Source organism: Roseovarius sp. (assembly GCF_965228755.1).
Lineage (GTDB): Bacteria > Pseudomonadota > Alphaproteobacteria > Rhodobacterales > Rhodobacteraceae > Roseovarius.
In genome coordinates this window covers 585,197-609,610 of record NZ_CBDDIG010000005.1, presented here as the reverse complement: position 1 = coordinate 609,610, position 24,414 = coordinate 585,197, and the positions used below count along the sequence as shown (strand labels likewise).

The window sequence follows — 24,414 nt, the reverse complement described above, 5'->3', positions numbered from 1 at the left end:
GCGGTCTGTCGCGGCGTTACTTGGTCTTCAGGTTGTCCATGGCCTGCGCGACCTGCCCGCTGAGGCGGTCGAAGGCCTGCTGGTTGGCCGATTGCGCGGCCTCGGCCATTTCTCGCATCAGGTTGAAGGCGGTCTCGGCGGCCTCGGCGTAGATCTTGGAATTCTTCGCGGCGGCGTCGGCATTGACCGGGCTTTCGGTCTGCTTGGCCACGTCCTGGGCGGCGGCGGTCATGCGGTTGAAGATGTCCATCTGCTTTTCCAGCATGTCCTGGTAGGTGGCGGCGGCGGCCTTGTTGGCCTCGACCATCGCCTCGAACGAGGCCTGGTTCTTCTTGATGATCGCGTTCATGTCCATGTCGGCCGCCTGCATCGCCGGCATCTGGGCGAAGACCTTTTGCGGGTCGAACATCTGGGCGACGCGGTCGGGGTCGAACATCCTGAACGAGTCCTGGAACATCTGCGAGAACCCGAACGGGTCCATCGGTGACTGGGTCTGCTTGCCGGATTTCTTGTTGTCGGCCATGGCTTGTCTCCCTGTTCGAAGGCGCGCGTCAACTCCTCCCGCGCGCGTGACGGTTTTATTCGTCCAACGGTCGTTATTTCACAATACCCCCGGATATGCGACACCCAGATTGCCCCATTTTTCAGACCCATCGCCGCGTTTTTTGGCAATATCGGGCGAATTCGGCGCGGAACTTGCGGCGCAGGCGGTCTTCTTCCGGAATCACGAAGCGGTTTTCCAGCACCCAGAGCAGGACCGGAACCAGCGGCAGCGACAGTACCGCGTCCCAGCGCAGGATCAGCCCGGCGAGGATCAGCACGTCGGCGAGGTAGATGGGATTACGGGTGCGGCGGAAGATGCCCGACTGGACCAGGCGGTCGGCCTCGCGATGCGGGATGGCGGTTGTCTTGTGGCGGCGGAATTCGGCCAGTGCCAGCGCCACCAGCACCAGCCCGCCGCCCACCAGCAGGCCGCCGGCGAAATCGGCCCATCCCCCGCCGAAGCCCAGCCCCATCGGGTAACGCGCGCTCTGCCACCAGGCGAGCGCGGCGAAGCCGGCCAGCCAGACCGGCGGTATGTCGATCCATTTCCACATCCTGCACGCAGCATATGAAGCGGGGGCGCCCCGCTGTCCATGCGGCACGTGGCGCGCTACCGGCTTGTTCCCCCGGATATGTCCTATAGGGTTGCGCCGGAACAGGACCAAGGAGGCCGCGATGCTGAACGGGAAACACGCAATCGTCACCGGGGGTGGCACGGGCATCGGGCTGGCCATCGCCCGGGCGCTGGCGGATCAGGGCGCGGCGGTGACGATCACCGGGCGGCGCCGCGAGGTGCTGGAGGAAGCGGCGGGCGACGTGCTGCACCCGCTGGTGATGGACGTGACCGACGAGGCGTCTGTCGCGGACGGGATCGCGCAGGCGGTCGAGGCGCGCGGGCCGGTGCAGATCTGCGTGCCCAACGCGGGCGTGGCCGAGGGGCGCGCGCTGCACAAGACGGATACCGAGTTCTGGCGGCGGGTGATGACCACCAACCTCGACGGGGCGTTCTGGACGATACGGGAATCGCTGGCCTCGATGCGGCAGACCGACTGGGGCCGGGTGATCGCCATCTCGTCGGTCGCGGGCATTCGCGGGCTGAAGGGGGCGGCGGCCTATACCGCGTCGAAACACGGGATGATCGGCCTGATCCGCAGCCTGAGCGAGGATTACCTGGCCCAGCCCATCACCTTCAACGCGGTCTGCCCCGGTTACACGGATACCGAGATCATCACCCGCAATGTCGAGACCATCCGCGACCGCGCCGGGATCAGCGAGGAGGAGGCGAGGAAGATCATGGTCCACACCAACCGGCACAAGCGGCTGATCGAGCCGGAGGAGGTGTCGGCGGCGGTGATGTGGCTGTGCGGTCCGGGCTCGCAAAGCATCAACGGCCAGACGATCGAGATCATGGGCGGGCAGAGTTGAGGCGATGACCCGGGAGGAGTTCAACACCTTCTGCGGCGGGCTGACCGGCACGCATCACGTGGTGCAGTGGGGCGATGCGGACGTGTGGAAGGTGGGGTCCAAGGTCTTTGCCATATGTGGCTGGAACGAGGGGCGGGAGGCGTTCACCTTCAAGGCGTCGGAGCTGGCCTTCGAGGTGTTGCAGGATCAGCCGGGCGTGCGCCCTGCCCCGTATCTTGCCTCACGCGGTCTGAAATGGCTGCAGGTCTACGAGGCGCAGGGGATGTCGGATGACAGCCTGCGCGAGCATATCGTGGCGTCCTATGAGATGGTGGCGCGGAACCTGACAAAGAAGGCACGGGCCGAGCTGGGGATCGTGCTGGAGTGAGCAAGCTGTTGGGAAGGTTAAGATTTCCTTAACGAGTGTGCGTCTCAAGGCCATCCCCTGCGCCGCCGGCCATCGCATCGGCCCGTGGCGCAGGGAAATTGCAGTGAGAGGTAGGGTACTGTAGCCGCAGTTCGGTTAAGAAAGCGTTGGCCCACCCGCCCCGTAACCTCAGCCCACCCGGCCCGTGCGCACCTGCCCGTCATGCAGGAAACAGGCCTTGTCGAAGAGGTCTGGGTCGAACGGGTTGGGCATCCGGATGTCGCGCAGCCCCGGCAGCTTGCCCGAGGCCGGGTCGAAGGCCCGGTCGACCTGCGAGATCATGGCGAGGATGGCGCCCGAGGCCATGGCGTGGGCCTTCAGCGCCGCCAGTTGTTCGGCCAGCGGCGGGGTGTCGCGCCTCTGGTCGAGGATCTGGAGGTAGTCGATCACGGCGAGCACGGGAGTATCGAGGCGGGCCAGCCGGGCGGTGATGTAGGCGGCGCAGATCTCGTCGGAGGTGTCGATCATGACCTCCCCCTGCCCCGGCAGTCGTGCCAGGTGGTCCTCCACCTCACGGCGCGTGTAGTCGAGCGTGAAGAACACGCCGCGGCGGCCGAGGGTTCCGGCGCCGCGGGCGAGTTCGAGGCCCAGCAGCGTCTTGCCCTGCCCCGGCCGGGCGGCGACGAGCAGCATGTCGCCCGGGGCGAGCTGGCGCAGGACGGCTTCGGCCGGGCCGGGGTTGGCGTTTTCGGCAAGGTGGCTCCAGGAGCGGAAGCCTTCTGCGCCGGCGATCCGGTCGAGCGCGGCGTGGAGGGCGATGCCCTTGTCGCGGGCCATGCGTTTCGCCTGGCGTTTCAGTTTGTAGATGGGGGCTGACAGTCTCATTCCGGTCTCTCCGCCGCCGGGTGTGGCGCGCAACCCCTCCTCATGCGCGGCCCCGGCGTTGGCGGGAGCGATACGGGAATTGGCCCTGCATGTGCGATGCTGCCCCGATCGGAGGGAGGAGGCGCGGGCCGCGCCTGATCACCGGGGGCGGTGCCCGCAAGCCTGAAGGTGGCAATATCGGAACGCTCAGGCCGAGCGGCGCACCGGGGCGACGCGGCCCGCCGCCCAGTCGCGGGCGGCCTGGCCGAAGGCGCCGAACAGCGCCCGGCTGACCGGGTCGGCGGCGGCGTTGTACTCGGGGTGCCATTGCACCGACAGGGTGAAGCCCGGCGCATCCTCGACATAGATCGCCTCGGGCGTGCCGTCGGGGGCGTAGCCGTCGATCACCACGCCGCGGCCCGGGTCGATGATGCCCTGCCCGTGGAGCGTGTTGGTCATGACCTCGGCCTCGCCCAGCAGGCGGTGGAAGACGCCGCCCTCGGTGAACTTCACCGTGTGGCGGAGGGCGAATTTCTCTTCGATCGTGCCGTCGGGGGGCATACGGTGATTCTCGCGCCCCGGCAGGTCGCGGATCTCGGGGTGCAGCGTGCCGCCCAGCGCCACGTTCACCTCCTGGAAGCCGCGGCAGACGCCGAGGAACGGCTGGCCGCGTTCCACGCAGGCCCGCACCAGCGGCAGCGACACGGCATCGCGCGAGCGGTCGAAGGTGCCATGCGCCTCGGTCGGCTCGTGGCCGTATTCCTCGGGGTGGACGTTGGGCCGGCCGCCGGTCAGCAGGAAGCCGTCGCAGGTGTCGAGCAGTTCCTGAACGGAGAAGAAGCGCGGATCGGTGGGCACGATCATCGGGATGCAGTCGGCCACCTGTGCCACGGCGTCGGAGTTCATCTGGCCGCCGGCATGGACCGGGTAGCTGCCTTCGATGAGATAACTGTTGCCGATGATGCCGATGATCGGGCGGGTCATGCTGATCCTTTGTGCGTTCGAGCCTGTCACTCTGGATATATTCGACCAGAGGATAAGGAAACAGCTATTCCCGCACAACCGGGCGCGCGCCAGTGCAGATTTCGCCCCGCGTGATCACGAAAGCGGCAGCGCGGGGGTCAGGAGCCGTCGGTCTGTTCCTGCTCGCCGGTGCGGCCGTCGATCTGGGGTTCGGCATTGCCGGGTTCGTTTCCCTGATACCCCAGCCAGAGCACCAGCCCCACGAGAAGTACGGAGGCGAAGACGACGACGGCCACCATGCCGACCAGCGGCGTCTTGTGGCGGCGTTCCTGCTTCTTGATATCTGTTTTGGGTGCGGACACGTCGGACCCTTTCAAGCTGAAGGTGAAAATCGCGGGGCGGTGCCATTGCAGCCCCCTGCTTGTGGAAATAACGTGCAGCCGACCGCTTATGTTCCCCGACCGGAGGCCGCGATGAAGGATGCATCCCCCCAGACGATCTACCTTGAGGATTACACGCCGTTCGGCTTTCGGGTCGACGAGGTCGCGCTGACCTTCCGGCTTGATCCGTCTGCCACGCGGGTGCTCTCGCGCATTGCGTTCCGGCCCAATCCGGACAGCAGCGACCGGCGGTTTTTCCTGCATGGCGAGAAGCTGAAGCTGATCTCGGCCAGCATCGACGGCCAGCCCGTCACGCCCGAGGTGACCCATGAGGGGCTGACCTGCGAGGTGCCCGATGCCCCCTTCGTGTGGGAGGCCGAGGTCGAGATCGACCCGCAGGCCAATACCGCGCTCGAGGGGCTTTACATGTCGAACGGCATGTACTGCACCCAGTGCGAGGCCGAGGGGTTCCACAAGATCACCTATTACCCCGACCGCCCCGACGTGATGGCGCCGTTCGACGTGCGTATCGAGGGGGCCGAAAAGGTGCTGCTGTCGAACGGCAACCCCGGCGCGCGCGGCGACGGCTTTGCCGAGTGGCACGATCCGTGGCCCAAGCCCGCCTACCTGTTCGCGCTGGTGGCCGGCGACCTGGTGAACCATCCGGGCAGCTTCACCACCCGGTCGGGCAAGGCGGTCGAGCTCAACGTCTGGGTCCGCCCCGGCGACGAGGACAAATGCGCCTTTGCCATGGAAAGCCTGATCAAGTCGATGAAGTGGGACGAGGAGGTGTATGGCCGGGAATACGACCTCGACACCTTCAACATCGTCGCGGTCGACGATTTCAACATGGGCGCGATGGAGAACAAGGGGCTGAACATCTTCAACTCCGCCGCCGTGCTGGCCAACCCGGCCACCTCGACCGACATGAATTTCGAGCGGATCGAGGCGATCATCGCGCATGAGTATTTCCACAACTGGACGGGCAACCGGATCACCTGTCGCGACTGGTTCCAGCTTTGCCTGAAGGAGGGCCTGACCGTCTTCCGCGACAGCCAGTTCACCGCCGACATGCGTTCGGCGGCGGTCAAGCGCATCTCGGACGTGATCGCCCTGCGTGCTCGGCAGTTCCGCGAGGATAACGGGCCGCTGGCGCATCCGGTCAGGCCTGAAAGCTTCGTCGAGATCAACAATTTCTACACCGCCACGGTCTACGAGAAGGGCGCCGAGCTGATCGGGATGCTGAAGACGCTGGTGGGGGACGAGGGTTATGCCAAGGCGCTCGACCTCTATTTCGAGCGGCATGACGGTGATGCGGCGACGATCGAGGACTGGCTGACCGTGTTCGAGGAGGCGACGGGGCGGGATCTCACGCAGTTCAAGCGGTGGTACACGGACGCGGGCACGCCGCGCCTGAAAGTCACCGACGAGTGGGCCGATGGCACCTATACCCTGCATTTCGAGCAGTCGACGCCGCCGACGCCGGGCCAGACCGACAAGCCGCCGCGGGTCATTCCGATCGCCGTGGGGCTGCTGGGTCCGAATGGCGACGAGGTGCGGGAGACGCAGGTGCTGGAGATGACGGAGGCCAAGCAGAGCTTCCGCTTCGAGGGGCTGGGGGCAAAGCCGGTGCCGTCGATCCTGCGCGGCTTCTCGGCGCCGGTGATCGTCGAGCGCGAGACCGACAATGCCGAGCGCGCCTTCCTGATGGCCCATGACACCGATCCATTCAACAAGTGGGAGGCCGGCCGCGACCTTGCCCGCGACGGGCTGTTGCGGATGCTGCGCGAGGGCGCCCAGCCCGATGACCGGTATCTCGACGCGGTGCAGGCGCTGGCGCGGGACGAGAGCCTCGACCCCGCCTTCCGGGCGCTGGCGCTTGGCCTGCCGTCGCAGGATGACCTGGCCCAAGCGCTGCACGAGGGCGGCACCACGCCGGACCCGCAGGCGATTTACGAGGCGCTGGAGACGTTGAAACACGCCCGCGCCGAGGCGATGCAGGATCTTGCGCCGAAGCTCTATGCCGGCCACCAGGTGACCGAGCCCTATCAGCCCGATGCCGAGCAATCCGGCGCGCGGGCGCTGGCCAATGCGGCGCTGGGGATCATCACGCGGCTGGATGGCGGGGTGCTGGCGCAGACGCAATACGATGCGGCTGACAACATGACCCAGCAGCTGGCCGCCTTCTCCTGCCTGTTGCAGGCCGGGAAGGGCGAGGCGGCCACAACGGCCTTCTACGACCAGTGGCAGCATGACCGGCTGGTGATCGACAAGTGGTTCATGATGCAGATCGTCAATGCTGCGCCGGACGAGGCGGCGGCGGTGACGGAGCGGCTGACGCAGCATCCGGATTTCAGCATGAAGAACCCCAACCGCTTCCGCGCTACGCTGGGGGCGCTGGCGATGAACCCGGCTGGGTTCCACCATGCGTCGGGAGAGGGTTACCGGGTGCTGGCGGACTGGCTGATAAGGCTCGACCCGCTCAACCCGCAGACCACGGCGCGGATGTGCTCGGCCTTCGAGACGTGGAAGCGCTACGATGCCGACCGGCAGGCGAAGATCGGCGCCGAGCTCGACCGGATCCTTGCCGTCGAGGGGCTGAGCCGCGACACGACCGAGATGGTCAGCCGCATCCGGGGGGCGTGATCGGAAATAAATCCGCCGCCCCTGTCACAGATCGGGGCGGTGGATCGTCATGGAGGCAGTAACAACCTGACAAGGAGACGTCGCCATGACACCGAGACTGAACATCCACACCGCTTCGCCCGAGGCCGCCAAGGCCATGCTGGCGGTCGAGAACGCCGCCCATAACCTGACCATCGGCCCGGCCCTGCGGATGCTGATCAAGATGCGCGTGTCTCAGATCAACGGCTGCGCCTACTGCCTCGACATGCATGCGCCCGAGGCGCTGAAGGCGGGCGTGACCCAGCAGCAGCTCGACGTGCTGGCGGCGTGGCGGGAAAGCCCGGCCTTCGATGCGCGCGAGCGGGCGGCGCTGGGATGGGCCGATACGCTGACGCGGATCGAGGCGACGGGCGCACCGGACGCGGATTACGCCGCGCTGGCCGAGGAGTTCAGCAAGGCCGAGCAGGTCGACCTGACGCTGATCATCAACACGATCAACGCATGGAACCGGTTCGCCGTGGGCTTCCGCTCGCAACACCCGGCGCGGAAGGCGCAGGATGCCGCCTGACCGGCATATCGCGACCTTCGAGGGCGAGCGCCGCCGGCTGGCGGGGCTCGCCTACCGGATGACGGGGTCGGTGGCCGAGACCGAGGATATCCTGCAGCAGGCCTGGCTGCGTTTCGCCGGGCAGGATCTGGCGGCGCTGGAGAGCCCGGCGCGCTGGCTGACCACGGTGGTCAGCCGGCTGAGCCTCGACCACCTGAAATCGGCCCGGCGGCAGCGCGAGACCTATGTCGGCGCGTGGCTGCCCGAGCCGCTGCTGGAAAGCCCCGAGCCGACGCCGGAACAGCAATGGATGGTGACCGAGGATGTGAGCATCGCGCTGATCCTGCTGCTGGAGACGCTGTCGCCCGAGATGCGGGCGGCCTTCCTGCTGCGCGATGCGTTCGACTACGAGTTCGAGGAGATCGCGCCGGTGGTGGGCCGCACGCCCGCGACCTGCCGGCAGCTCGTCTCGCGCGCCCGCAAGCGGCTGGCGGGGGCCGAGCCGCCCGAAGCGGCTTCGCTCGACGCCGCCCGACCGATCATCACCGCCTTCTGGGAGGCGAGTCGCGAGGGCGACATGCAGCGCCTGCTGGAGATCTTCGCCGAGGATATCGCGGTGCACACCGATGGCGGGGGCAAGGTGCCCGCGGCGATCAACGTGCTGTCGGGCGCGCGCCGGGCCGCCGGCCTCTTCGTGGGGCTGGCGCGCAAGCGGCAGTTGCCCCAGCGCCCCTGCCCGCCCCTGCGGCGGATCAACGGCGCGCCGGGCTTCATCTCGGTCGACCCGGCGGGAGTGGTTCAGACCACTGCCGTCAGCCTGCGCAACGGGCGAATCGCCGCGCTGTGGATCGTGCGCAACCCCGACAAGCTGCGCCACCTGGGGGACGTGGCCGGTTAGCGGGGCGCCGCGCCCCGGGGCGCCGAAACCTCCGTCACCATCCCCGGCACCGTGTGCGGCAGCGGCCCGGGCGGCATGCCCGGCCGGAGCCGGGGGCGCAGGTCCACGATGCCGCGCGGGACGACCAGGTCCTCGGGCCGGGCGCGCGGCCGGGTGCTGGACAGCGGCGTGCAGTATTTCTGCTTGCTGGTCCAGGCCATCATCTCGTGCCGTTTCTTGCGGCTGACCAGCGGCCCCCAGTCCGCCGCCACGCCGCGCATCCCCCTCGAGACCACGCCGTCGCGCTGGACGGTGCGGGTCATGATCCGGATCGCGCAGGACAGGTTCGACGGCCCGTCGAGCAGCGCCTGCCCGCTGCGCGCCCGGCAGCCATAGCCGCGCGCCGTGCCCGGCAGGATCTGCAACAGCCCGAACCATCGCCCGCCGCCGCCGACGGCGTGGGGCCGGTGGGTGCTCTCATAGCGCGCCAGCGCCGACAGGAACCCGACCCAGAAGGCGCGGCGTTTTTCCGCCGAGGCCGTGGGATAGGCCGGGCACCAATCGGCGATATCGCGCGGGACCGTTTCCACCAGCCCCGCGCCGTGCTGCTTGAGCGCCGACAGCGCGCTGCGGGTCCAGAGGGCGGATTCGGCGCGGTGATCCCAGCGGGCGCGGGGAATCTGGGCGGCGCGAGCGGGCGGAAAAACGCCGGCCTCGGTGCGCTCCGCATCCTCAGCCTGAGAAGCGGAAGGCAAGAATAATAAATAAAGACAAAGAATTAGCCGACGCATCCTTTCGGACCCCCTTCTTTCGCCGTTCGATGGCATACATGCACTGGCCGCATGTTTTCCCTGCCATCTCCCTCGACTTGCCCAAATTTGGGCCGAATACGCTGTCACAAGCAGCACCGAAATCCATCTGAACAGGCAAAGTATGTTGAAATCGCGTAATCAGTCAAAGTCCGCGTCCGGAACCTTCTCGAAGCTGCGCGGAATGCTGACCGGATCAGGCGGCAGGTCGGCCGCGCCGAAGGCGCGGAAGATGACCGAGAAGGACATCGACGCCCTGACGAAACGGATCATCCTGCCCTCGCTTCCCGTCTCGGACGAGGAGATGGCCCGCGCCACCCACCAGGACAAGGGGCAGAAGCTCGCGCGGCAGGACCGCTGGACCGAGCTGTCGCGCCGCATCCGCTATGCCGACGAATCGCGCCTGACCACGCCGGGGGGCGAGACGGCCTCGCTGCTGCTGGCCTTCGGGGCGCGCAGCGACGTGGTGTCGGCCGCCGAGGACGCGCTGCACGACAATGCCGAGCCCAGCCCCGAGGGGATCGAGGCGCTGGAGGAGGTGCTGGAGGAGGAGCCGGGCGATTATGCCTGCGCGCTGGTCGTGGCGCTGGCGCATCTCGATATCGCCTGGGCCTGGCACAGCATCATGTTCGAAACCGCGCCCGAGAAAAGCCTGAACCGGGCGCATGAGCACCTGGAACGCGCCGAGGAGATCCTGGCGCCCCATGACGGGGTGGCGCTCGACGCGCCGTCGGTGCTGGCGGCGCAATGCGCGCTCAACGCCACCAACGAGAAGCGCGGCCGCCACTTGGCCGAGGATTACGCCACGCTGATCGGGATCGACCCCGAGGGCCACCGCCACATGCGCGCCATGGGCCGGCACATGGTGCCGCTGCTGCGCAAGTCACCCAACGTGCTGGAAATCGAGGCCCGCCGCATCGCCTCGCAGACCGAGGAGGTCTGGCAGGCGGGCGGTTATACCTGGGTCTATCTCGATGCGCTGACCGCCGATCCGCAGGCGATCGAGCTGCTGGACGCGGATTTCTTCATCGAGGGGATGGAGAACATCATCGACCGCAAGCGCGACCAGCACGTGATCAACCAGTTCGCCGCCTTCTGCGCGATTTCCATGGCGCCGCTGAAGCAGGACAAGCAACTGTCGCGGCGCGGGCACGCGACGCGGGAACAGCTGCATGACTGTCTCGACTGGCTGCTGGCGGATTACCTGCAGGAGCTGCACCCGCTGATCTGGTCGCAGACGCTGCTGGCGCCGGGAAAGGTGCCGATGCTGCCCTCGCGCCGGGCGCTGGTGGTCAAGGGGCGGCAGACGGCGCTTCGGATCATCGCGGCGCGGTTCGCCGGCGAGATCGCCGATGGCAGCTCGATCGCGTTCTCGCCGCAAGGCATGTACCGGCTGCCGGCGCTTTGAGCGGTGGCAGCGCATTCTTGAAAAGAACGCGGATCGAAGTCTTCTGAAGACGTCGGGCGGGCCCCTGCCCGGCCCGCGCCTCTTGCCCGTTCCGCCCGCCCGGTCTAGAACGCCGGACGATACGCAAACGGAGCGCCGCAGATGCTTGACCTGACCTACGAGCCCCCGAAACCCAAGGTGATCGCCGGGGCCAAGCACGACTGGGAACTGGTGATCGGCATGGAGGTGCATGCCCAGGTCGCCTCGAACGCCAAGCTGTTCTCGGGCGCCTCGACGCAGTTCGGGGCCGAGCCCAACTCGAACGTGGCCTTCGTCGATGCGGCCATGCCCGGCATGCTGCCCGTGATCAACGAGTTCTGCGTCGAGCAGGCGGTGCGCACGGGGCTGGGCCTGAAGGCAAGGATCAACCTGAAATCGGCGTTCGACAGGAAGAACTATTTCTACCCCGACCTGCCGCAGGGCTACCAGATCTCGCAGCTCTACCACCCGATCGTGGGCGAGGGCGAGATCATCGTCGACATGGAGCCGGGCATCGCCCGCAAGGTGCGCATCGAGCGCATCCACTTGGAGCAGGATGCCGGCAAGTCGATCCATGACATGGATCCGCACATGTCCTTCGTCGATCTCAACCGCACGGGCGTCTGCCTGATGGAGATCGTCTCCCGCCCCGACATTCGCGGGCCGGAGGAGGCGGCGGCCTATATCCTCAAGCTGCGCCAGATCCTGCGCTACCTGGGCACCTGCGACGGCAACATGCAGAACGGCAACCTGCGGGCCGACGTGAACGTCTCGGTCTGCCGCCCCGGCGCGTATGAGAAATACATGGAAACGCAGGATTTCTCGCATCTGGGCACCCGCTGCGAGATCAAGAACATGAACTCGATGCGCTTCATCCAGATGGCCATCGATTACGAGGCGCGCCGCCAGATCGCGATTGTCGAGGGCGGGGGCGAGATTGTGCAGGAGACCCGGCTTTACGATCCGGACAAGAACGAGACCCGGTCGATGCGGTCGAAGGAGGAGGCGCATGATTACCGCTACTTCCCCGATCCCGACCTGCTGCCGCTCGAGATCAAGCAGGACTGGGTGGACGGCATCGCCGAGTCCCTGCCGGAGCTGCCGGACGAGAAGAAGGCGCGGTTCGTGGGTGATTTCGGGCTGTCGGAGTATGACGCCAACGTGCTGACCGCCGAGCACGAGAACGCGGCCTTCTTCGAGGAGGCCGCCAAGGGCCGTGACGGCAAGCTGGTGGCGAACTGGGTCATCAACGAGCTGTTCGGCCGGCTGAAGAAGGAAGGCCACGAGATCACCGAAAGCCCGGTTTCCCCCGCGCAGCTGGGCGGGATCGTCGACCTGATCTCTTCCGATGCCATCTCTGGCAAGATCGCCAAGGACCTGTTCGAGATCGTCTATACCGAGGGCGGCGACCCGGCGAAGATCGTCGAGGAGCGCGGCATGAAGCAGGTCACCGATACCGGCGCCATCGAGACGGCGGTCGACCAGATCATCGCCGACAATCCCGCGCAAGTGGAGAAGGCGCAGTCGAACCCCAAGCTGGCCGGCTGGTTTGTCGGACAGGTGATGAAGGCCACGGGCGGCAAGGCCAACCCGAAGGCGGTGAACGAGATCGTGCAGCAGAAGCTGGGGATCTGAGTTAACGGTTGGTCAAGACCTGTTGAGAAATGGTTAAGCGCCCTGCGGATTTGTTTCGTGGGGCGTTTTTGCTTTTCCGGAGGCTGATCGCGCGATGTGCTCCCGGTGCGAAGCCGCGCGATCGACATGCCGGGGGCTGGCGATGCAACGGCCGTGAATCGCACTTTATGCCAGCCAAATCCGAAAAACCTCTTAACGGAGTTCTGCCGTCTCCCAATCGCCAGCCCGTCGGGCCGGCCTGTCGATCGCGCGGCGGGCTTCGCCCTGGATTCCGCGCGGAGCGCCACGTCGCCTGTCGCGGATAACTCCGGGCGAATAGACCCTCAGCCGCTTTTCACCTTCCGCCTGATCCCGATCCGGCTGCCCACCCCTTCGGGCGCGGGCAGCTCTGCATGGACCCGGGCCTGTTCCGCCAGACGGTGCTGGATATGCTGGGGCATCGGCGCCACCTTCGGCCCGCCCAGATCGACATGCAGGGTCAGCCCCTCGCCCGTCGCCGACAGCCAGCCATCCTCGTGGTAGAGTTCCTGGAAGGTGTGGAACCGCTTCTCGTCATGGTCGAGGATGCGGATGCGGGAATAGAGCCGGTCGCCCAGCTTGACCTCGCGCAGGTAGCGGACGTGGAACTCGGCCGCGAAGGTGGTGTGGTTGGTCTCGGCCACGTAATGCGCGCCGAAGCCCAGCCAATCCCACAGCTGGTCCGAGGCGCGGTCGAACACCACCGTGTAATAGCCCATGTTCAAATGATTGTTGTAGTCGATCCAGCCCTTCTCGATCTCGAGAAAGGAGGACACGAACGGGCCGGTATCGGTCATGGTCACGCGTGCTGATTCAAGGGTCGCGGCAAGATAGGGCGAAGCCGCGCGGGAGTGCAAAGGGTTTCTCCCCCTGCCCCGGCCCCTCAAGAGGAGGCTGGAAATTGCCGCCATCCCCCGCCATAGTACCAATTCACGCGGGCCCGGTCCGGATTGGTCTGGTGCGCGCGGTCAAAGGCCCAGCGGGGGAGAACGCATGCAGAAGGACCTCGACGACAGCGCGCGCGGGATCGTCACCGGCCAGCCGGTGGGAGCGACGGTGCAGATCGTCGTCGACACGCTGTTTGCGCGGATCAAGTCGGAGGAATACCCGACCGACACGCGCCTGCCGTCGGAGCGGACGCTGGCCGCGGAACTGGGTGTGGCAAGGAACACGGTGCGCGAGGCGCTTGACGTGCTGGAGAGCCAGAAGGCCATTCGCCGGCGGCCGGGTTCGGGCAGTTTCGTGACCTACCGGTCCGCCGCGCCGGGGGATGCCGCGACGGCCTCGGTCGCCGACGAGACGAGCCCGCTGCATCACCTCGTGGTGCGGGGGATCCTCGAGCCGGAGATGGTGCGGCTGGCGGTGGTGAACATGACCCCGCGCGAGATCAACGACCTGTCGGAAACGCTGTCGAAGATCGAGACGATCCAGACGGATGTGGATGCGTTCATAGAACTGGAAGAGAAGCTGTATACGCAGATCGCCGAGGGCACGGGGAACCCGCTGTTGGCGTCGTGCTACCGGCTGACGATCGAGACCTACCGGCAGAGCTTCCGCACCAAGCTGCGGCGGCGGAACCTGACGCCGAAGCGGATGCAGGATTACCAGAAGCGGTACAATACGCTGTTCAACGCCATTGCCTCGCGGGACGTGGCGAGCGCGGTGGAGTTCATCAAGCTGCACCTGGTGGAAGAGCAGAAGCTGTTGTTGCAGGATTTTTGAGGGGGTGCGTGGGTGGTGGGTTTGCACCCACCCTCCGGGTTTTGCCGCCCCGGCCCCCGAGCCGGGACCTCGGGACGCCAGAGTCCCCGGGTCAGGCAAAGGACGCGACGTCGCCCCGCCGGGCGAGCGCCGGCCCGTGGGGAGGCGCTGCAACGGATGTGGGTGGCATTTTATATTGCCGAACACATCCTACCTAAGTAAGTGACACTACATCGCAAAAGCGCCTGCCCGCCGGGACGGGCCGGCGCTCGCCCGGCGGCCTTCGGCCCCGATTCCGGGCGTGTGCCAGATCGCGACGTTGTATAAACAGCGTACCCACCGCCGAGGCGCACGAGGCCCCGGATCAGGCCCGGGGCGGGAAGTCGACTCATCAGGGCCAAAATCCAACGTCGGTATCACGTCGGTATTTTGTCGGTATAACGTCGGTGCGCCCCCCTACTCCGCCACCGTCCGCGCCCCCAGCTTCGTCGCGCGCGCAGGCCCCGTGAGCCGCTGTTCCCACATCTGGCCTAGGTCCAGCATCTCGCTGCGGAGTGCCCCGCTATGGGCGTGCAGCCAGCCGGGGACCGAGCCGAACTCCTCTATCCGGGCCTTGCCGTCGCGGATCGACACCACCGGCCAGTCGCCCACCAGCGCGTTGTCGATGCCGAAGAGGTCGGTGCCCCACCATTCCGCCGGGCCGAAGGCGTGGGTGACGTGGCCCAGCTGTTTCATCGCCGCCAGCACCGAGACCGGGTTGACCGTGCCCGCCTTCTCGACCGCGGCGTGCCAGATGTCGAGGATGGCGGCGTATTCCCAGCTCACCGCCGACCAGCTGTTCGGGTAGCGGTTGTTGAATTCTTCGTAGAAGACGTTGGGCTGGTTGAAGAAGAACGCCTTTTCCCGCAGCGCCGGGTCGTCGAAATCGGGGAACTGGAAGGTGACGCCTTCCATGAAGGACGCGCCCAGCTTGCCCACCAGCCGGTCGTAATGGTCGAAGGTGCAGGAGAGGATCCGGCCCGTGAAGCCCTGTGCATGGGCGTACTCGGTCATGGCGTGGACCATCGGCGTGTAGCTGGTGCACCAGCAGAGGATGTCGGGGTCCGCCGCCAGCATCGGCCCCACGATTTCGGCCGGGTCGCCGCCCGAGGCGGGGTATTGCACTTCCTTGACGATCTCGACGCCCGCCGCCTTGAAGGCCGCGCGGTAGGTGGCGAGCGAGGGCAGGCCCATCCCGTCCTTCTGGGCGCAGAGCGCGACGGTTTTCAGGCCCGGCTGCGTACGGGTCAGCCAATCGACCCCGGTGACCACGTAGACCGGGTGCACCTCGGAGGGCGCGATGAGGTAGGGCGTGTCGGGCGACAGGTCGGAGGGCAGAAGCGTCGAGGTCAGGATACGCTTCTCGGTCAGGTAATCGCCGACGGCGGCGTAATCGTCGCCGCCCAGCATCATCATCAGCTTGACGTCATGGCCCTGGACCAGTTCGACGGCGCCTTCATGCGCCTCGTCCGGCCCGGCCCCGCAATCATGGGCGTGGATGCGAATCGGGTAGCGCCGCCCGCCGATCAGCAGCCCGCCCGCGCGGTTGAGCCAGCCTTCCCAGATGCGGCAGCCATGCAGCCCCGGCAGGCCCCAGCTTTCCGCCTGCCCCGACAGGGGCGCCAGGAAACCGATATTGACGGTGCTGGCCATGCCGACGGAAAGCCTTGGCATGGCACCGGAAATCGCCAGCCGTTGTGCGAAACTCGAAGCTTCCAACCGTACGCGTCCTTTCTGCAAGCGGGCTGGGCAAGTCTAGGGGGAATCTGCCGGCCTGAACAGGTTTGTTGTTGACAAATTGGTTCACGCTTTGGTTTCCTGAAATGAACCAAAAGTACCAAAATGAAATATTGGTTCAATACAGACAGGGAGACCAGCAGAATGGCCAAGAAGAGAGTTGCGATCATCGGGGCCGGGCCGTCGGGCCTTGCGCAGTTGCGTGCGTTCCAGTCGGCGAAGGACAACGGCGAGGATATTCCCGAGATCGTCTGCTACGAGAAGCAGTCGGACTGGGGCGGTCTGTGGAACTATACCTGGCGCACCGGGGTCGACAAGGATGGCGAGCCCTGCCACGGCTCGATGTACCGCTACCTGTGGTCGAACGGCCCGAAAGAGGGCCTCGAATTCGCCGACTATTCCTTCGACGAGCATTTCGGGCAGGAGATTGCCAGCTACCCGCCGCGGGCCGTGCTGTTCGACTATATCGAGGGGCGGGTGAAGAAGGCCGGCGTGCGCGACTGGATCCGCTTCAACAACGTGGTGCGGGACGTCAGCTACGACGACGCGACGGGCAAGTTCACCGTCACCGCGCGGGACAGCGAAAAGGACGCCGAGACGGCCGAGGAGTATGATCACGTGATCGTCGCCTCGGGCCATTTCTCGGTGCCGAACGTGCCGGAATACCCGGGCTTCGACGGGTTCAACGGCCGCATCCTGCACGCCCACGACTTCCGCGACGCGCGCGAGTTCGAGGGCAAGGACATCCTGATCATGGGCTCGAGCTACTCGGCCGAGGATATCGGCAGCCAGTGCTGGAAGTACGGCGCCAAGTCGATCGTGTCATGCTACCGGTCGGGGCCGATGGGCTATGACTGGCCCGACAACTGGGACGAGGTGCCCGCGCTCGACCGGGTCGAGGGGCGAACGGCGCATTTCTCGGACGGGACCAGCCGCGATGTGGATGCCATCATCCTGTGCACCGGCTACAAGCACCATTTCAACTTCCTGCCCGACGACTTGCGCCTGAAGACGGCGAACCGGCTGGCGACGACCGACCTCTACAAGGGCGTGGTCTGGGTGCATAACCCCAAGCTCTTCTACCTCGGCATGCAGGACCAGTGGTTCACCTTCAACATGTTCGACGGCCAGGCCTGGTGGGTGCGCGATGCCATCATGGGCAAACTCGAGATCCCCGACCGCGCCGCGATGGAGGCCGACTGGAAACAGCGGCAGGCCGACGAAGACGCGCTGGAGGACGATTACGCCTGCATCAAGTACCAAGGCGATTACGTGGCCGAGCTGATCGCCGAGACGGATTACCCGAGCTTCGATGTCGATAAGGCCTGCGAGCAGTTCTACGAGTGGAAGAAGCACAAGAAGCAGGACATCATGGCCTTCCGCGACAACGGCTATGTCTCGCCGCTGACCGGCAAGCAGGCCCCGGCGCACCACACGCCCTGGAAGGACGCGCTCGACGACAGTCTCGAGGCGTATCTGCAGACGGGACGCTGATCGCAACGAACACCGGGCGCCGGCCGCACATCTCCCCGAGTGGCCGGGGCCCTTACTCAGGTCAGAGCGATGACCTCCCGGCCCTTCGTGGCCGGGATTTTTTTTGCCGGCTCAGCCCGGCCTGACCGGGTGTTCCCGCACGTACCGACCGCGCAGCGCCAGTCCGAGCGCCCCCGGAATGACCGCCGCGCCGAGGAACATCACCGTCATCCCCAGCGCATCGGATACCGCCCCCGCCACCGCCGGGCCGAGGATATTGCCCGCCGCCGTGGCCAGCAGGGCGGCGGTGAAGCTGAGCGTCGGCAGCGAGGGGAAAAGCCGTTCCGACCAGAAGGCGAGGATCGCGCTGGTGACCATCACGTGCACCCCCTGCAGCGCCGCCGAGCCGGCGAGCCCCGCCCAGCTTCCCGGCAGGAGCGCCGCCAGCGCCAGCGACCCGGCCCCGGCCAGCATGGCCAGGCGCAAGAGCGGTGCCAGACCCAGCATGGACCTGAACCGCCCGGTCAGCAGCCCGGCCAGCCCGGCGATGCCGAAGCACAGGAACACCGCTCCCGGCGTCGCCGCCGCCGGCAGCCCCGCCACGCCCCCCGCCTGTGCGAAATGGCGGCCCGCGAAGGAGATGTAGATCGCCGAGCTGGTGCCCAGCGCGAAGCCCGCGGCCAGCATCGGCGCCATCGCCCCGTCGCATAGCGCGCGCCAGCTTCCGGGGTGTGGCGCCTCGTCGGATTTCTCGACCTGCCGCAGCGCCGCCCGGTTGGCGACCAGCGCGCCCGCCCCCGCCAGCGCGAACATCGCCCAGAGCACGCGCCACGAGACGCCGGCATACACCATCGCCAGCGCCGAGGCCCCGGCCAGCGCGATGCCGACGCTGGTGCCGGTGCTGATTTCCGACAGGGCGGTGGGCCTGTCGGCGTCGCGGATCTTGCGGTGAACGGCGTCGTTGAAGGGTGTCCAGGCGAACCCGGCGCTGGCCGAGGCGAAGAACACGCCCGCCGCCAGGACCGGCAGCGCGGTCGCCGCTGCCACCAGCCCCATGCCCAGTGTGGCCGAGGCGAGGCCCGCCAGCACCGGCACCTCGGGCCCTTTCCGGCCGAGCAGGACCTGTGCGGCCAGCAGCGACAGGAAGAACCCGCCGAAGCCGAGGCTGGAAATCAGGCCGATCGTGATGTCGTTCAGCTGGAACGTCGCGGCGAAGGCAGGCACGAACAGCCCGAACCCCATGCGGCCGGGGCCATAGCTGATGGCGGTGGCGGCGAACCCCGCCGCGGACAGGCTCTGGAAGTAGGTGATGCGCGCCTCCTGTCCGGCACGAATGCCCGGCAAGGAAATTTGTTCCGAACGGGCGCCCGCGCGGCGGCCCTACCCCGCGCTGACCGCCGTGCCGAGCCGCGCCGCCTTTTGCCCCCGCCCCTCGCGCCCCAGCGCCCGGCAGAGCACCGCGACGGGGATGAGGCCGAACGCCACCAGCACCAGCGATGGCACCGCCGCCTCGGCCAGCCGCTCGTCGGCGGCGAGGCGGTGGGCTTGCACCGCCAGGGTCTGGAAGTTGAACGGGTGCAGGATCAGCGTGGCGGGCAACTCCTTCATCACATCGACGAAGACGATCAGCAGCGCCGTCAGCACCGAGTTGCGTGCCACCGGCAGGTGAATCCGCCACAGCAGCTTTTGCCCCGGCTGGCCCAGCGAGCGGCCGATCGCGTCGAGGTGGTGGGGGATGGTGGCCATGCCGCTGTCATAGGCGTTGAGGGCGGCCGCCATGAACCGGGCCATGTAGGCCAGCACCATCAGCCAGATCGAGCCGGTGATCAGCAGCCCGGTGTCGATGCCGAACCGCGCCTCCATGACCCCGTCGATGAGGTTGTCGAGCGCGGCCATGGGCACCATCAGGCCGACCGCGATCACCCCACCCGGCACGGCATAGCCCACGCCCGCGCCGATCACGATCAGTTTCGAGCTGCGCGAGGGCCGCGTGCGGGCGCGGAAGCCGATCAGGATGGCGCCCAGCACCGTCAGCACCGCCGCCACCCCCGCCACGGTGACGGAGTTCTGCATCAGCCCGACATAGCGCGACGACAGGAGCGACTGGCCCGAGCCGATGGCCATGCCGCCCAGCATCAGCACCGGAATGACGAAGCCCAGCAGCACCGGCAAGAGGCAGAGCGCGCAGGCGATCCAGCCCGGCGCGCCGGTCAGGCGGGGCCGCTCCATCGTCTCGAACCGTGTGCCGCGCCCGGCGGTGCGGGCCCGGCCCCGCTGGGCCCGTTCCAGCCCGGCGAGTAGCAGGGCAAAGCTCAGCAGGCAGAGCGAGAGCTGCGCCGCCGCCGCCCGGTCGCCGAGCGAGAACCACGCCTGGTAGATGCCGGTGGCGAAGGTCTGGACGTTGAAGAAGGCGACGGTGCCGTAATCCGCGATGGTCTCCATGATCGCCAGAAGCGCGCCGCCGGCGATGGCGGGCCGGGCCATGGGCAGGGCCACGCGGTAGAACGCCTTGAGCGGCGAGCGGCCCAGGGTGCGGGCGACGAGGAAGGCATTGGCCGATTGCTGGCGGAACGAGGCGCGGGCCAGCAGGTAGACGTAAGGGTAAAGCACGATGGTCAGCATCAGCGCCGCGCCCCCGATCGAGCGGACCTCGGGAAACCAGTAATCGCGCGGGCCCCAGCCCATTACCTCGCGCAGCGCCGTCTGCACCGGCCCGGGATGGTCGAGCATGTAGGTATAGGCATAGGCCATCACGTAGGCCGGGAAGGCCAGCGGCAGGGCCAGCGCGATCTCCAGCCAGCGGGCGCCGGGGAAGCGGTAGACCGTCACCAGCCAGGCCGTGACGCTGCCGATCACCGCCGTCGAGATGCCCACGATCGCCACGAGGATCAGCGTGGTGCGCGCATAGCGCGGCAGGACCGAGGCCAGCACGTCGCGCCAGGTGTCGAGGTCGCCGGTGAAGGCCGCCAGCGCCGCCGCGAGGATGGGCGCGACGCAGAACGCCACGACGACCCAGGCCAGCCGGTGCAGGAGGGGTTCACTCAGCAGTTTCAGGGTCGGTCCGCCTTTCCTCGTCCATGGCCGCACCGGGGCGCGGGCCGCCTGCCTATCCGTCCGCCCACATGCGGTAAAGGTTGCTTTTCGCCTTGAAGAGCCGGTCGAAGGCCGGAGTCTTGCCGTGCTGGTCGAAGATCGAGCGGGTGGCCACGTCGAGATCGTGCAGCACCTCGCGTTTCGCCGCGTCGCGCACCCAGCTGGTGACCCAGCCCACGACCGCCACGCGTTCGCCCGTGGTGACGGGTTCGACCCGGTGGAGGGCGGAGGTGGGGTAGAGCACCATGTCGCCCGCCTGAAGCCGGATCACCCGTTCCTCGATCACGTCGTCGATGACCAGCCCGCCGCCCTCGTATTCTTCCGGTTCCGACAGGTAGAGGGTGAAGGACAGGTCGGTGCGACTGCCCTTCATGATCGGGTCGTCGACGTGGAAGCCGTATTCCATGCCGGGGCCATAGCGCGAGAGCAGCGAGCGGGCGATCTTGCGGGGGCGCGCGACCGAGCGGAAGAGCTCGTTCTTGAAGAGCTTCGAGCGCACCGTGGCGAGGATCTCGTCGAGGTCCTTCGAGGGTTTCGCCTGCAGGTTCGACTTCACGTCGCGGGCATAGCGGCCCGCCGTGGCGCGCCCGTCCTGGAACTCGATGGCGTCGGCGGCCTGGCGCAACTCGGCCACCTCGTCCTTGGTCAGCACGTCTCCGATCACCATGAACATGGGTCAATACACCTTCGACAGGGCCAGCTCCATCCGCCCGGCGGCGCCGTGGAGGAGGCTGGCATCGGGGTCCAGACCCGCCGCTTGCAGGTCGGTGAAGGCCGGGTCGGCGAAGGCCAGCGCGTCGAGCAGGCCCTGGCCCGCGCGGGCGATGCGCTCGTTGCCGGCATCGGCCAGCTCTTGCGCCTCGGTCTTCGCCAGTTCGATCATGCCCCAGGCGGCCTGGTAGGCGGCGGGGTCGGTGATCTGGTCGCCTTCGATGGCGGCGGCATAGGTCTTGCCGGCCTCGCGGGCCAGCGCGATGAGCGCGCGGAACTGGGCGCGGGCGGTGGTCTCGCGGCGGGCGTCTTCGAAAAGGTCGCGGGCCGCTTCGTATTCTGCCTGGGGCGCTCCCTCCGGCAGGGCGGCTTCGAGCGCGTCCAGCGCCTCGGGCACACCGTCGATGCCGCGGGCCTCGAGCGCGTCCAGCGCCTCGGCCTCGGGTATGGCGAGCAGGGCCGAGGCCGCTTCGACCTCGCCATCCTCGGCCATCGCGGTGGCGGCGCGCAGCCGGCCTTCCAGACGGCCGAGCGCCACGAGGAAGGTATCGTCGTCGAGCCGGGCCTCGCTGGCCTCGCCCTCGCCTTCTCCCTCGCCTTCACCTTCTCCCTCGCCTTCGCCCTCACCCTCGCCGGCGGCGAGCCAGTAGCTGTCGGGCAGGTCGGCCTCGGCCGGGGTGATGACGGCGGCATGGGCGGCGGTGGCAAGGCCGGCGGCCAGCGTGCCGACGGTCAGAGTACGGCGCGCGGCGACCAGCCGGCGGGGTTTGCGGGGCGTCTGCGTCATGGCGCGATCCTTTCGGGAAGCTCTGAAATCATGGACGCCGCATGTGGGACATGCGGCGCCTGCAGGGTCGGTTGGCCGGTGACTGGCCGGAGGTCAGGAGCCTTCGCCCTCGCCCTCACCTTCGCCTTCGCCCTCACCTTCGCCTTCGCCTTCGCCGGAGGACTCGCCTTCGCCTTCCTCGGAGTATTCCTCGGTGCCTTCGCCTTCGCCTTCACCTTCTCCCTCGGCTTCGCCTTCGCCCTCGGCTTCACCTTCGCCTTCTCCCTCGGCTTCACCTTCACCCTCGGCTTCACCTTCGCCTTCGGATTCCCCCTCACCGGAAGCCAGCAGGACCCAGTCGGGCGTGTCGGTCATGTCGGGGGTCACCACGGCGGCGTGCGCGGCGGTGCCACCGGCGACGACGGCGGCCAGCGTGCCCAGCGCCACGCTGCGGCGGGCGGCGACAAGGCGGCGGGGTTTTTCGGGGGTGTCGGTCATTGCTGGATCTCCTCGGGTTCCTGATAGAAATAATTGGTATTGCCCCCTGCCATGAGTGTCAACAAAGCCATGCATTATTGTCAGGATTGGAAATCGCCTCTCCGGACCAGCCCGGCCCGCGTCGCGTGCCCCGCGCCACGGCACGGCGCAAGCCTTTGACCTTTTGATAAAATTCCCATATGCTGCTGGATTGGCTGACTTTTTATCCCGCTTGACAGCCCTGACGTAAGGGCACACGGCCTTTACACCCGTCCAGAATCGCGACAACCTTGCGCGCATGTCGGGGCACCCACGCTATGGTGGTGCCACGAAAACCGGCTTATCCAGGGAGAAATACATGAAAATCCTACGCAATCTCGCAACAGCCTCTGCGATTCTCGTGGCGGCCGCGGGGATCGGTTCGGCGCAGACGCTGAACTTCGCCTATGACGCGGACCCGGTTTCGCTCGACCCGCATGAACAGCTTTCGGGCGGCACGCTGCAGCTCAGCCACATGATCTTCGATCCGCTGGTCCGCTGGAACAAGGACCTGGGCTTCGACCCGCGCATCGCGACCGAGTGGGAGCGGGTCGACGACACGACCATGCGGTTCCACATCCGCGAAGGCGTGAAATTCCATTCCGGCAACGAGCTGACGGCGGAAGACGTGGTCTACACGATCGAGCGGCTGAAATCCTCGGCCGACTTCAAGGGCATCTTCGCCGGCTGGACCTCGGCCACCGCGGTCGACGACTACACCGTCGAAGTGAAGACCGACGGGCCGAGCCCGCTGATCCTGCACACGGCGACCTACGTCTTCCCGCTCGACAAGAAGTTCTACACCGAGGGCGGCGACGAGATCACCAAGCACGGCGACAGCTTTGCCAGCCAGAACGTTTCGGGCACCGGTCCGTTCACCGTGGCCGAGCGCGAACAGGGCGTGAAGGTGACCTTCGAGCGCAATGCCGACTACTGGGACACCGAAAGCCCGGGCAACGTGCAGACCGCGGTGCTGACCCCGATCAAGGAAGCGCCGACCCGTGTGGCCGCCCTTCTGTCGGGTGACGTCGACTTCATCGCGCCGGTGCCGCCGACCGATCTCGAGCGGATCGAGAACGACGAGAACACCAGCCTCGTCACCATGACCGGCACCCGGATCATCACGCTGCAGCTGAACCAGAAGCGCAACGAGGCGCTGGCCGACGTCAAGGTCCGCCAGGCGATCGTTCATGCCATCAACAACGAAGGCATCGTGCAGAAGATCATGAAGGGCTTCGGCACCGTCGCGGCGCAACAATCGCCCGAGGGCTACGTGGGCCACAACCCCAGCCTCGAGCCGCGCTTCGACGTCGAGAAGGCCAAGGCGCTGATGGAAGAGGCCGGCTATGCCGACGGGTTCTCGGCCACGATGATGTGCCCCAACAACCGCTACGTGAACGACTACAAGATCTGCGAAGCGGCGGCGGCCATGCTGGCCAAGATCGGCATCGAGATCGACCTGACCACCATGCCCAAGGCACAATACTGGCCCAAGTTCGACGAACGCGCCGCCGACATCATGATGATCGGCTGGCACGCGGACACCGAGGACAGCGCCAACTTCAACGAGTTCCTGACCATGACCCCGAACGCCGATACCGGCCGTGGCCAGTACAACTCGGGCAACTACTCGAACGAGGAGGTCGACCGCCTGACCATGGCGTCGCTGACCGAGACCGACAGCGAGAAGCGTGCCGAGATGCTGCAGCAGGTCGAGCAGATCCTCTATGACGAGGCCGCCTTCGTGCCGCTGCACTGGCAGGACCTGGCCTGGGCCGCGCGCAAGGGTGTCGACATCGAGCCCGTGCTCAACGTGATGAACTTCCCCTACCTGGGCGACCTGGTCATCGAAGAGTAAGCATTACGCTGCGTCCGGCGGGCCGGTTTTCCCGGCCCGCCGGCATTCCGCGCCTTGCACCC

The 24,414-nt window shown here is 67.0% G+C and carries 23 protein-coding genes; 10 read left to right on the top strand and 13 right to left on the bottom strand.

All coding sequences use genetic code 11. The annotated features are described in order from the left end of the window. Positions 1–16 precede the first annotated feature (16 nt). Together ACO07J_RS06375 and ACO07J_RS06370 are read right to left on the bottom strand one after the other, a co-directional pair. Positions 17–523, bottom strand: a complete 507-nt coding sequence (locus tag ACO07J_RS06375) for a phasin family protein (protein ID WP_422027371.1) — start codon at positions 521–523, stop codon at positions 17–19. 121 nt (positions 524–644) lie between these two features. After that, a complete protein-coding gene (locus tag ACO07J_RS06370) occupies positions 645–1,097 on the bottom strand; it encodes a methyltransferase family protein (protein ID WP_422027369.1) in 453 nt (150 codons plus the stop codon). Between the two features lie 121 nt (positions 1,098–1,218). Here ACO07J_RS06370 and ACO07J_RS06365 point away from each other — a divergent pair, with 121 nt between their 5' ends. Further along, entirely contained in the window at positions 1,219–1,968 is a 750-nt protein-coding gene (locus ACO07J_RS06365) for an SDR family NAD(P)-dependent oxidoreductase (protein ID WP_422027367.1), read from the top strand. Between the two features lie 4 nt (positions 1,969–1,972). Continuing rightward, positions 1,973–2,335, top strand: a complete 363-nt coding sequence (locus tag ACO07J_RS06360; RefSeq protein WP_422027365.1) for an MmcQ/YjbR family DNA-binding protein — start codon at positions 1,973–1,975, stop codon at positions 2,333–2,335. Positions 2,336–2,503: 168 nt separating this feature from the next. On the opposite strand, the gene ACO07J_RS06355 is transcribed toward ACO07J_RS06360, so the two are convergent. The 3 genes from ACO07J_RS06355 to ACO07J_RS06345 form a co-directional block, all read right to left on the bottom strand. Continuing rightward, positions 2,504–3,199: a DNA helicase gene (locus tag ACO07J_RS06355; protein ID WP_422027363.1), complete on the bottom strand. Its 696-nt coding sequence runs from the start codon at positions 3,197–3,199 to the stop codon at positions 2,504–2,506. A gap of 186 nt (positions 3,200–3,385) precedes the next feature. Continuing rightward, the gene (locus ACO07J_RS06350; protein ID WP_422027361.1) at positions 3,386–4,162 is read right to left on the bottom strand and encodes a gamma-glutamyl-gamma-aminobutyrate hydrolase family protein; all 777 of its coding nucleotides are present in this window, start codon (positions 4,160–4,162) and stop codon (positions 3,386–3,388) included. 137 nt (positions 4,163–4,299) lie between these two features. Next, complete coding sequence (locus ACO07J_RS06345; protein WP_422027359.1) at positions 4,300–4,503, bottom strand: hypothetical protein; 204 nt, start codon at positions 4,501–4,503, stop codon at positions 4,300–4,302. A 111-nt stretch (positions 4,504–4,614) separates the two neighbouring features. Here ACO07J_RS06345 and pepN point away from each other — a divergent pair, with 111 nt between their 5' ends. The 3 genes from pepN to sigJ all read left to right on the top strand — a co-directional run bounded on the left by pepN (position 4,615) and on the right by sigJ (position 8,591). After that, positions 4,615–7,167 carry an aminopeptidase N gene (pepN, locus tag ACO07J_RS06340; RefSeq protein WP_422027357.1) on the top strand — a complete coding sequence of 851 codons (2,553 nt, stop codon included), beginning with the start codon at positions 4,615–4,617 and terminating at the stop codon, positions 7,165–7,167. Between the two features lie 85 nt (positions 7,168–7,252). After that, on the top strand, positions 7,253–7,714 hold the full coding sequence (locus ACO07J_RS06335; protein WP_422027355.1) for a carboxymuconolactone decarboxylase family protein: 462 nt from the start codon (positions 7,253–7,255) through the stop codon (positions 7,712–7,714). After that, positions 7,704–8,591: an RNA polymerase sigma factor SigJ gene (gene sigJ, locus ACO07J_RS06330; protein WP_422027353.1), complete on the top strand. Its 888-nt coding sequence runs from the start codon at positions 7,704–7,706 to the stop codon at positions 8,589–8,591. Before ACO07J_RS06335 ends, sigJ begins: the two co-directional genes overlap by 11 nt. Here the strand turns inward: sigJ and ACO07J_RS06325 are convergent. Beyond that, positions 8,588–9,325 carry a transglycosylase SLT domain-containing protein gene (locus ACO07J_RS06325; protein WP_422027351.1) on the bottom strand — a complete coding sequence of 246 codons (738 nt, stop codon included), beginning with the start codon at positions 9,323–9,325 and terminating at the stop codon, positions 8,588–8,590. The genes sigJ and ACO07J_RS06325 overlap by 4 nt on opposite strands. A 286-nt stretch (positions 9,326–9,611) precedes the next feature. On the opposite strand from ACO07J_RS06325, the gene ACO07J_RS06320 reads away from it, so the two are divergent. Together ACO07J_RS06320 and gatB are read left to right on the top strand one after the other, a co-directional pair. Next, a complete protein-coding gene (locus ACO07J_RS06320) occupies positions 9,612–10,787 on the top strand; it encodes a hypothetical protein (RefSeq protein ID WP_422027349.1) in 1,176 nt (391 codons plus the stop codon). Positions 10,788–10,928: 141 nt separating this feature from the next. Beyond that, positions 10,929–12,440, top strand: coding sequence for an Asp-tRNA(Asn)/Glu-tRNA(Gln) amidotransferase subunit GatB (gene gatB, locus ACO07J_RS06315; protein WP_422027347.1), 1,512 nt, complete (start codon positions 10,929–10,931; stop codon positions 12,438–12,440). 323 nt (positions 12,441–12,763) lie between these two features. On the opposite strand, the gene ACO07J_RS06310 is transcribed toward gatB, so the two are convergent. Beyond that, the gene (locus ACO07J_RS06310; RefSeq protein WP_422027345.1) at positions 12,764–13,255 is read right to left on the bottom strand and encodes a thioesterase family protein; all 492 of its coding nucleotides are present in this window, start codon (positions 13,253–13,255) and stop codon (positions 12,764–12,766) included. Between the two features lie 196 nt (positions 13,256–13,451). Here ACO07J_RS06310 and ACO07J_RS06305 point away from each other — a divergent pair, with 196 nt between their 5' ends. Beyond that, on the top strand, positions 13,452–14,180 hold the full coding sequence (locus ACO07J_RS06305; RefSeq protein ID WP_300892199.1) for a FadR/GntR family transcriptional regulator: 729 nt from the start codon (positions 13,452–13,454) through the stop codon (positions 14,178–14,180). Positions 14,181–14,615: 435 nt separating this feature from the next. Here the strand turns inward: ACO07J_RS06305 and ACO07J_RS06300 are convergent, their stop codons facing one another. Continuing rightward, positions 14,616–15,917 carry an ABC transporter substrate-binding protein gene (locus ACO07J_RS06300; RefSeq protein ID WP_422027343.1) on the bottom strand — a complete coding sequence of 434 codons (1,302 nt, stop codon included), beginning with the start codon at positions 15,915–15,917 and terminating at the stop codon, positions 14,616–14,618. A 162-nt stretch (positions 15,918–16,079) separates the two neighbouring features. Here ACO07J_RS06300 and ACO07J_RS06295 point away from each other — a divergent pair, with 162 nt between their 5' ends. Continuing rightward, complete coding sequence (locus ACO07J_RS06295) at positions 16,080–17,429, top strand: NAD(P)-binding domain-containing protein (RefSeq protein WP_422027341.1); 1,350 nt, start codon at positions 16,080–16,082, stop codon at positions 17,427–17,429. 111 nt (positions 17,430–17,540) lie between these two features. Here the strand turns inward: ACO07J_RS06295 and ACO07J_RS06290 are convergent, their stop codons facing one another. The 5 genes from ACO07J_RS06290 to ACO07J_RS06270 all read right to left on the bottom strand — a co-directional run bounded on the left by ACO07J_RS06290 (position 17,541) and on the right by ACO07J_RS06270 (position 22,476). Further along, positions 17,541–18,752 carry an MFS transporter gene (locus tag ACO07J_RS06290; RefSeq protein WP_422027339.1) on the bottom strand — a complete coding sequence of 404 codons (1,212 nt, stop codon included), beginning with the start codon at positions 18,750–18,752 and terminating at the stop codon, positions 17,541–17,543. 36 nt (positions 18,753–18,788) lie between these two features. Further along, positions 18,789–20,453 carry an ABC transporter permease gene (locus ACO07J_RS06285; protein ID WP_422029719.1) on the bottom strand — a complete coding sequence of 555 codons (1,665 nt, stop codon included), beginning with the start codon at positions 20,451–20,453 and terminating at the stop codon, positions 18,789–18,791. Positions 20,454–20,514: 61 nt separating this feature from the next. Then, a complete protein-coding gene (locus ACO07J_RS06280) occupies positions 20,515–21,174 on the bottom strand; it encodes a Fe2+-dependent dioxygenase (protein ID WP_422027337.1) in 660 nt (219 codons plus the stop codon). Positions 21,175–21,177: 3 nt separating this feature from the next. Then, positions 21,178–21,999, bottom strand: coding sequence for a hypothetical protein (locus tag ACO07J_RS06275; RefSeq protein WP_422027335.1), 822 nt, complete (start codon positions 21,997–21,999; stop codon positions 21,178–21,180). A gap of 93 nt (positions 22,000–22,092) precedes the next feature. After that, a complete protein-coding gene (locus tag ACO07J_RS06270) occupies positions 22,093–22,476 on the bottom strand; it encodes a hypothetical protein (protein WP_422027333.1) in 384 nt (127 codons plus the stop codon). 337 nt (positions 22,477–22,813) lie between these two features. Here ACO07J_RS06270 and ACO07J_RS06265 point away from each other — a divergent pair, with 337 nt between their 5' ends. Continuing rightward, positions 22,814–24,352 (top strand): ABC transporter substrate-binding protein, encoded by a 1,539-nt coding sequence (locus ACO07J_RS06265; protein ID WP_422027331.1) that lies wholly within the window; start codon positions 22,814–22,816, stop codon positions 24,350–24,352. The last annotated feature ends 62 nt before the right edge of the window (positions 24,353–24,414 follow it).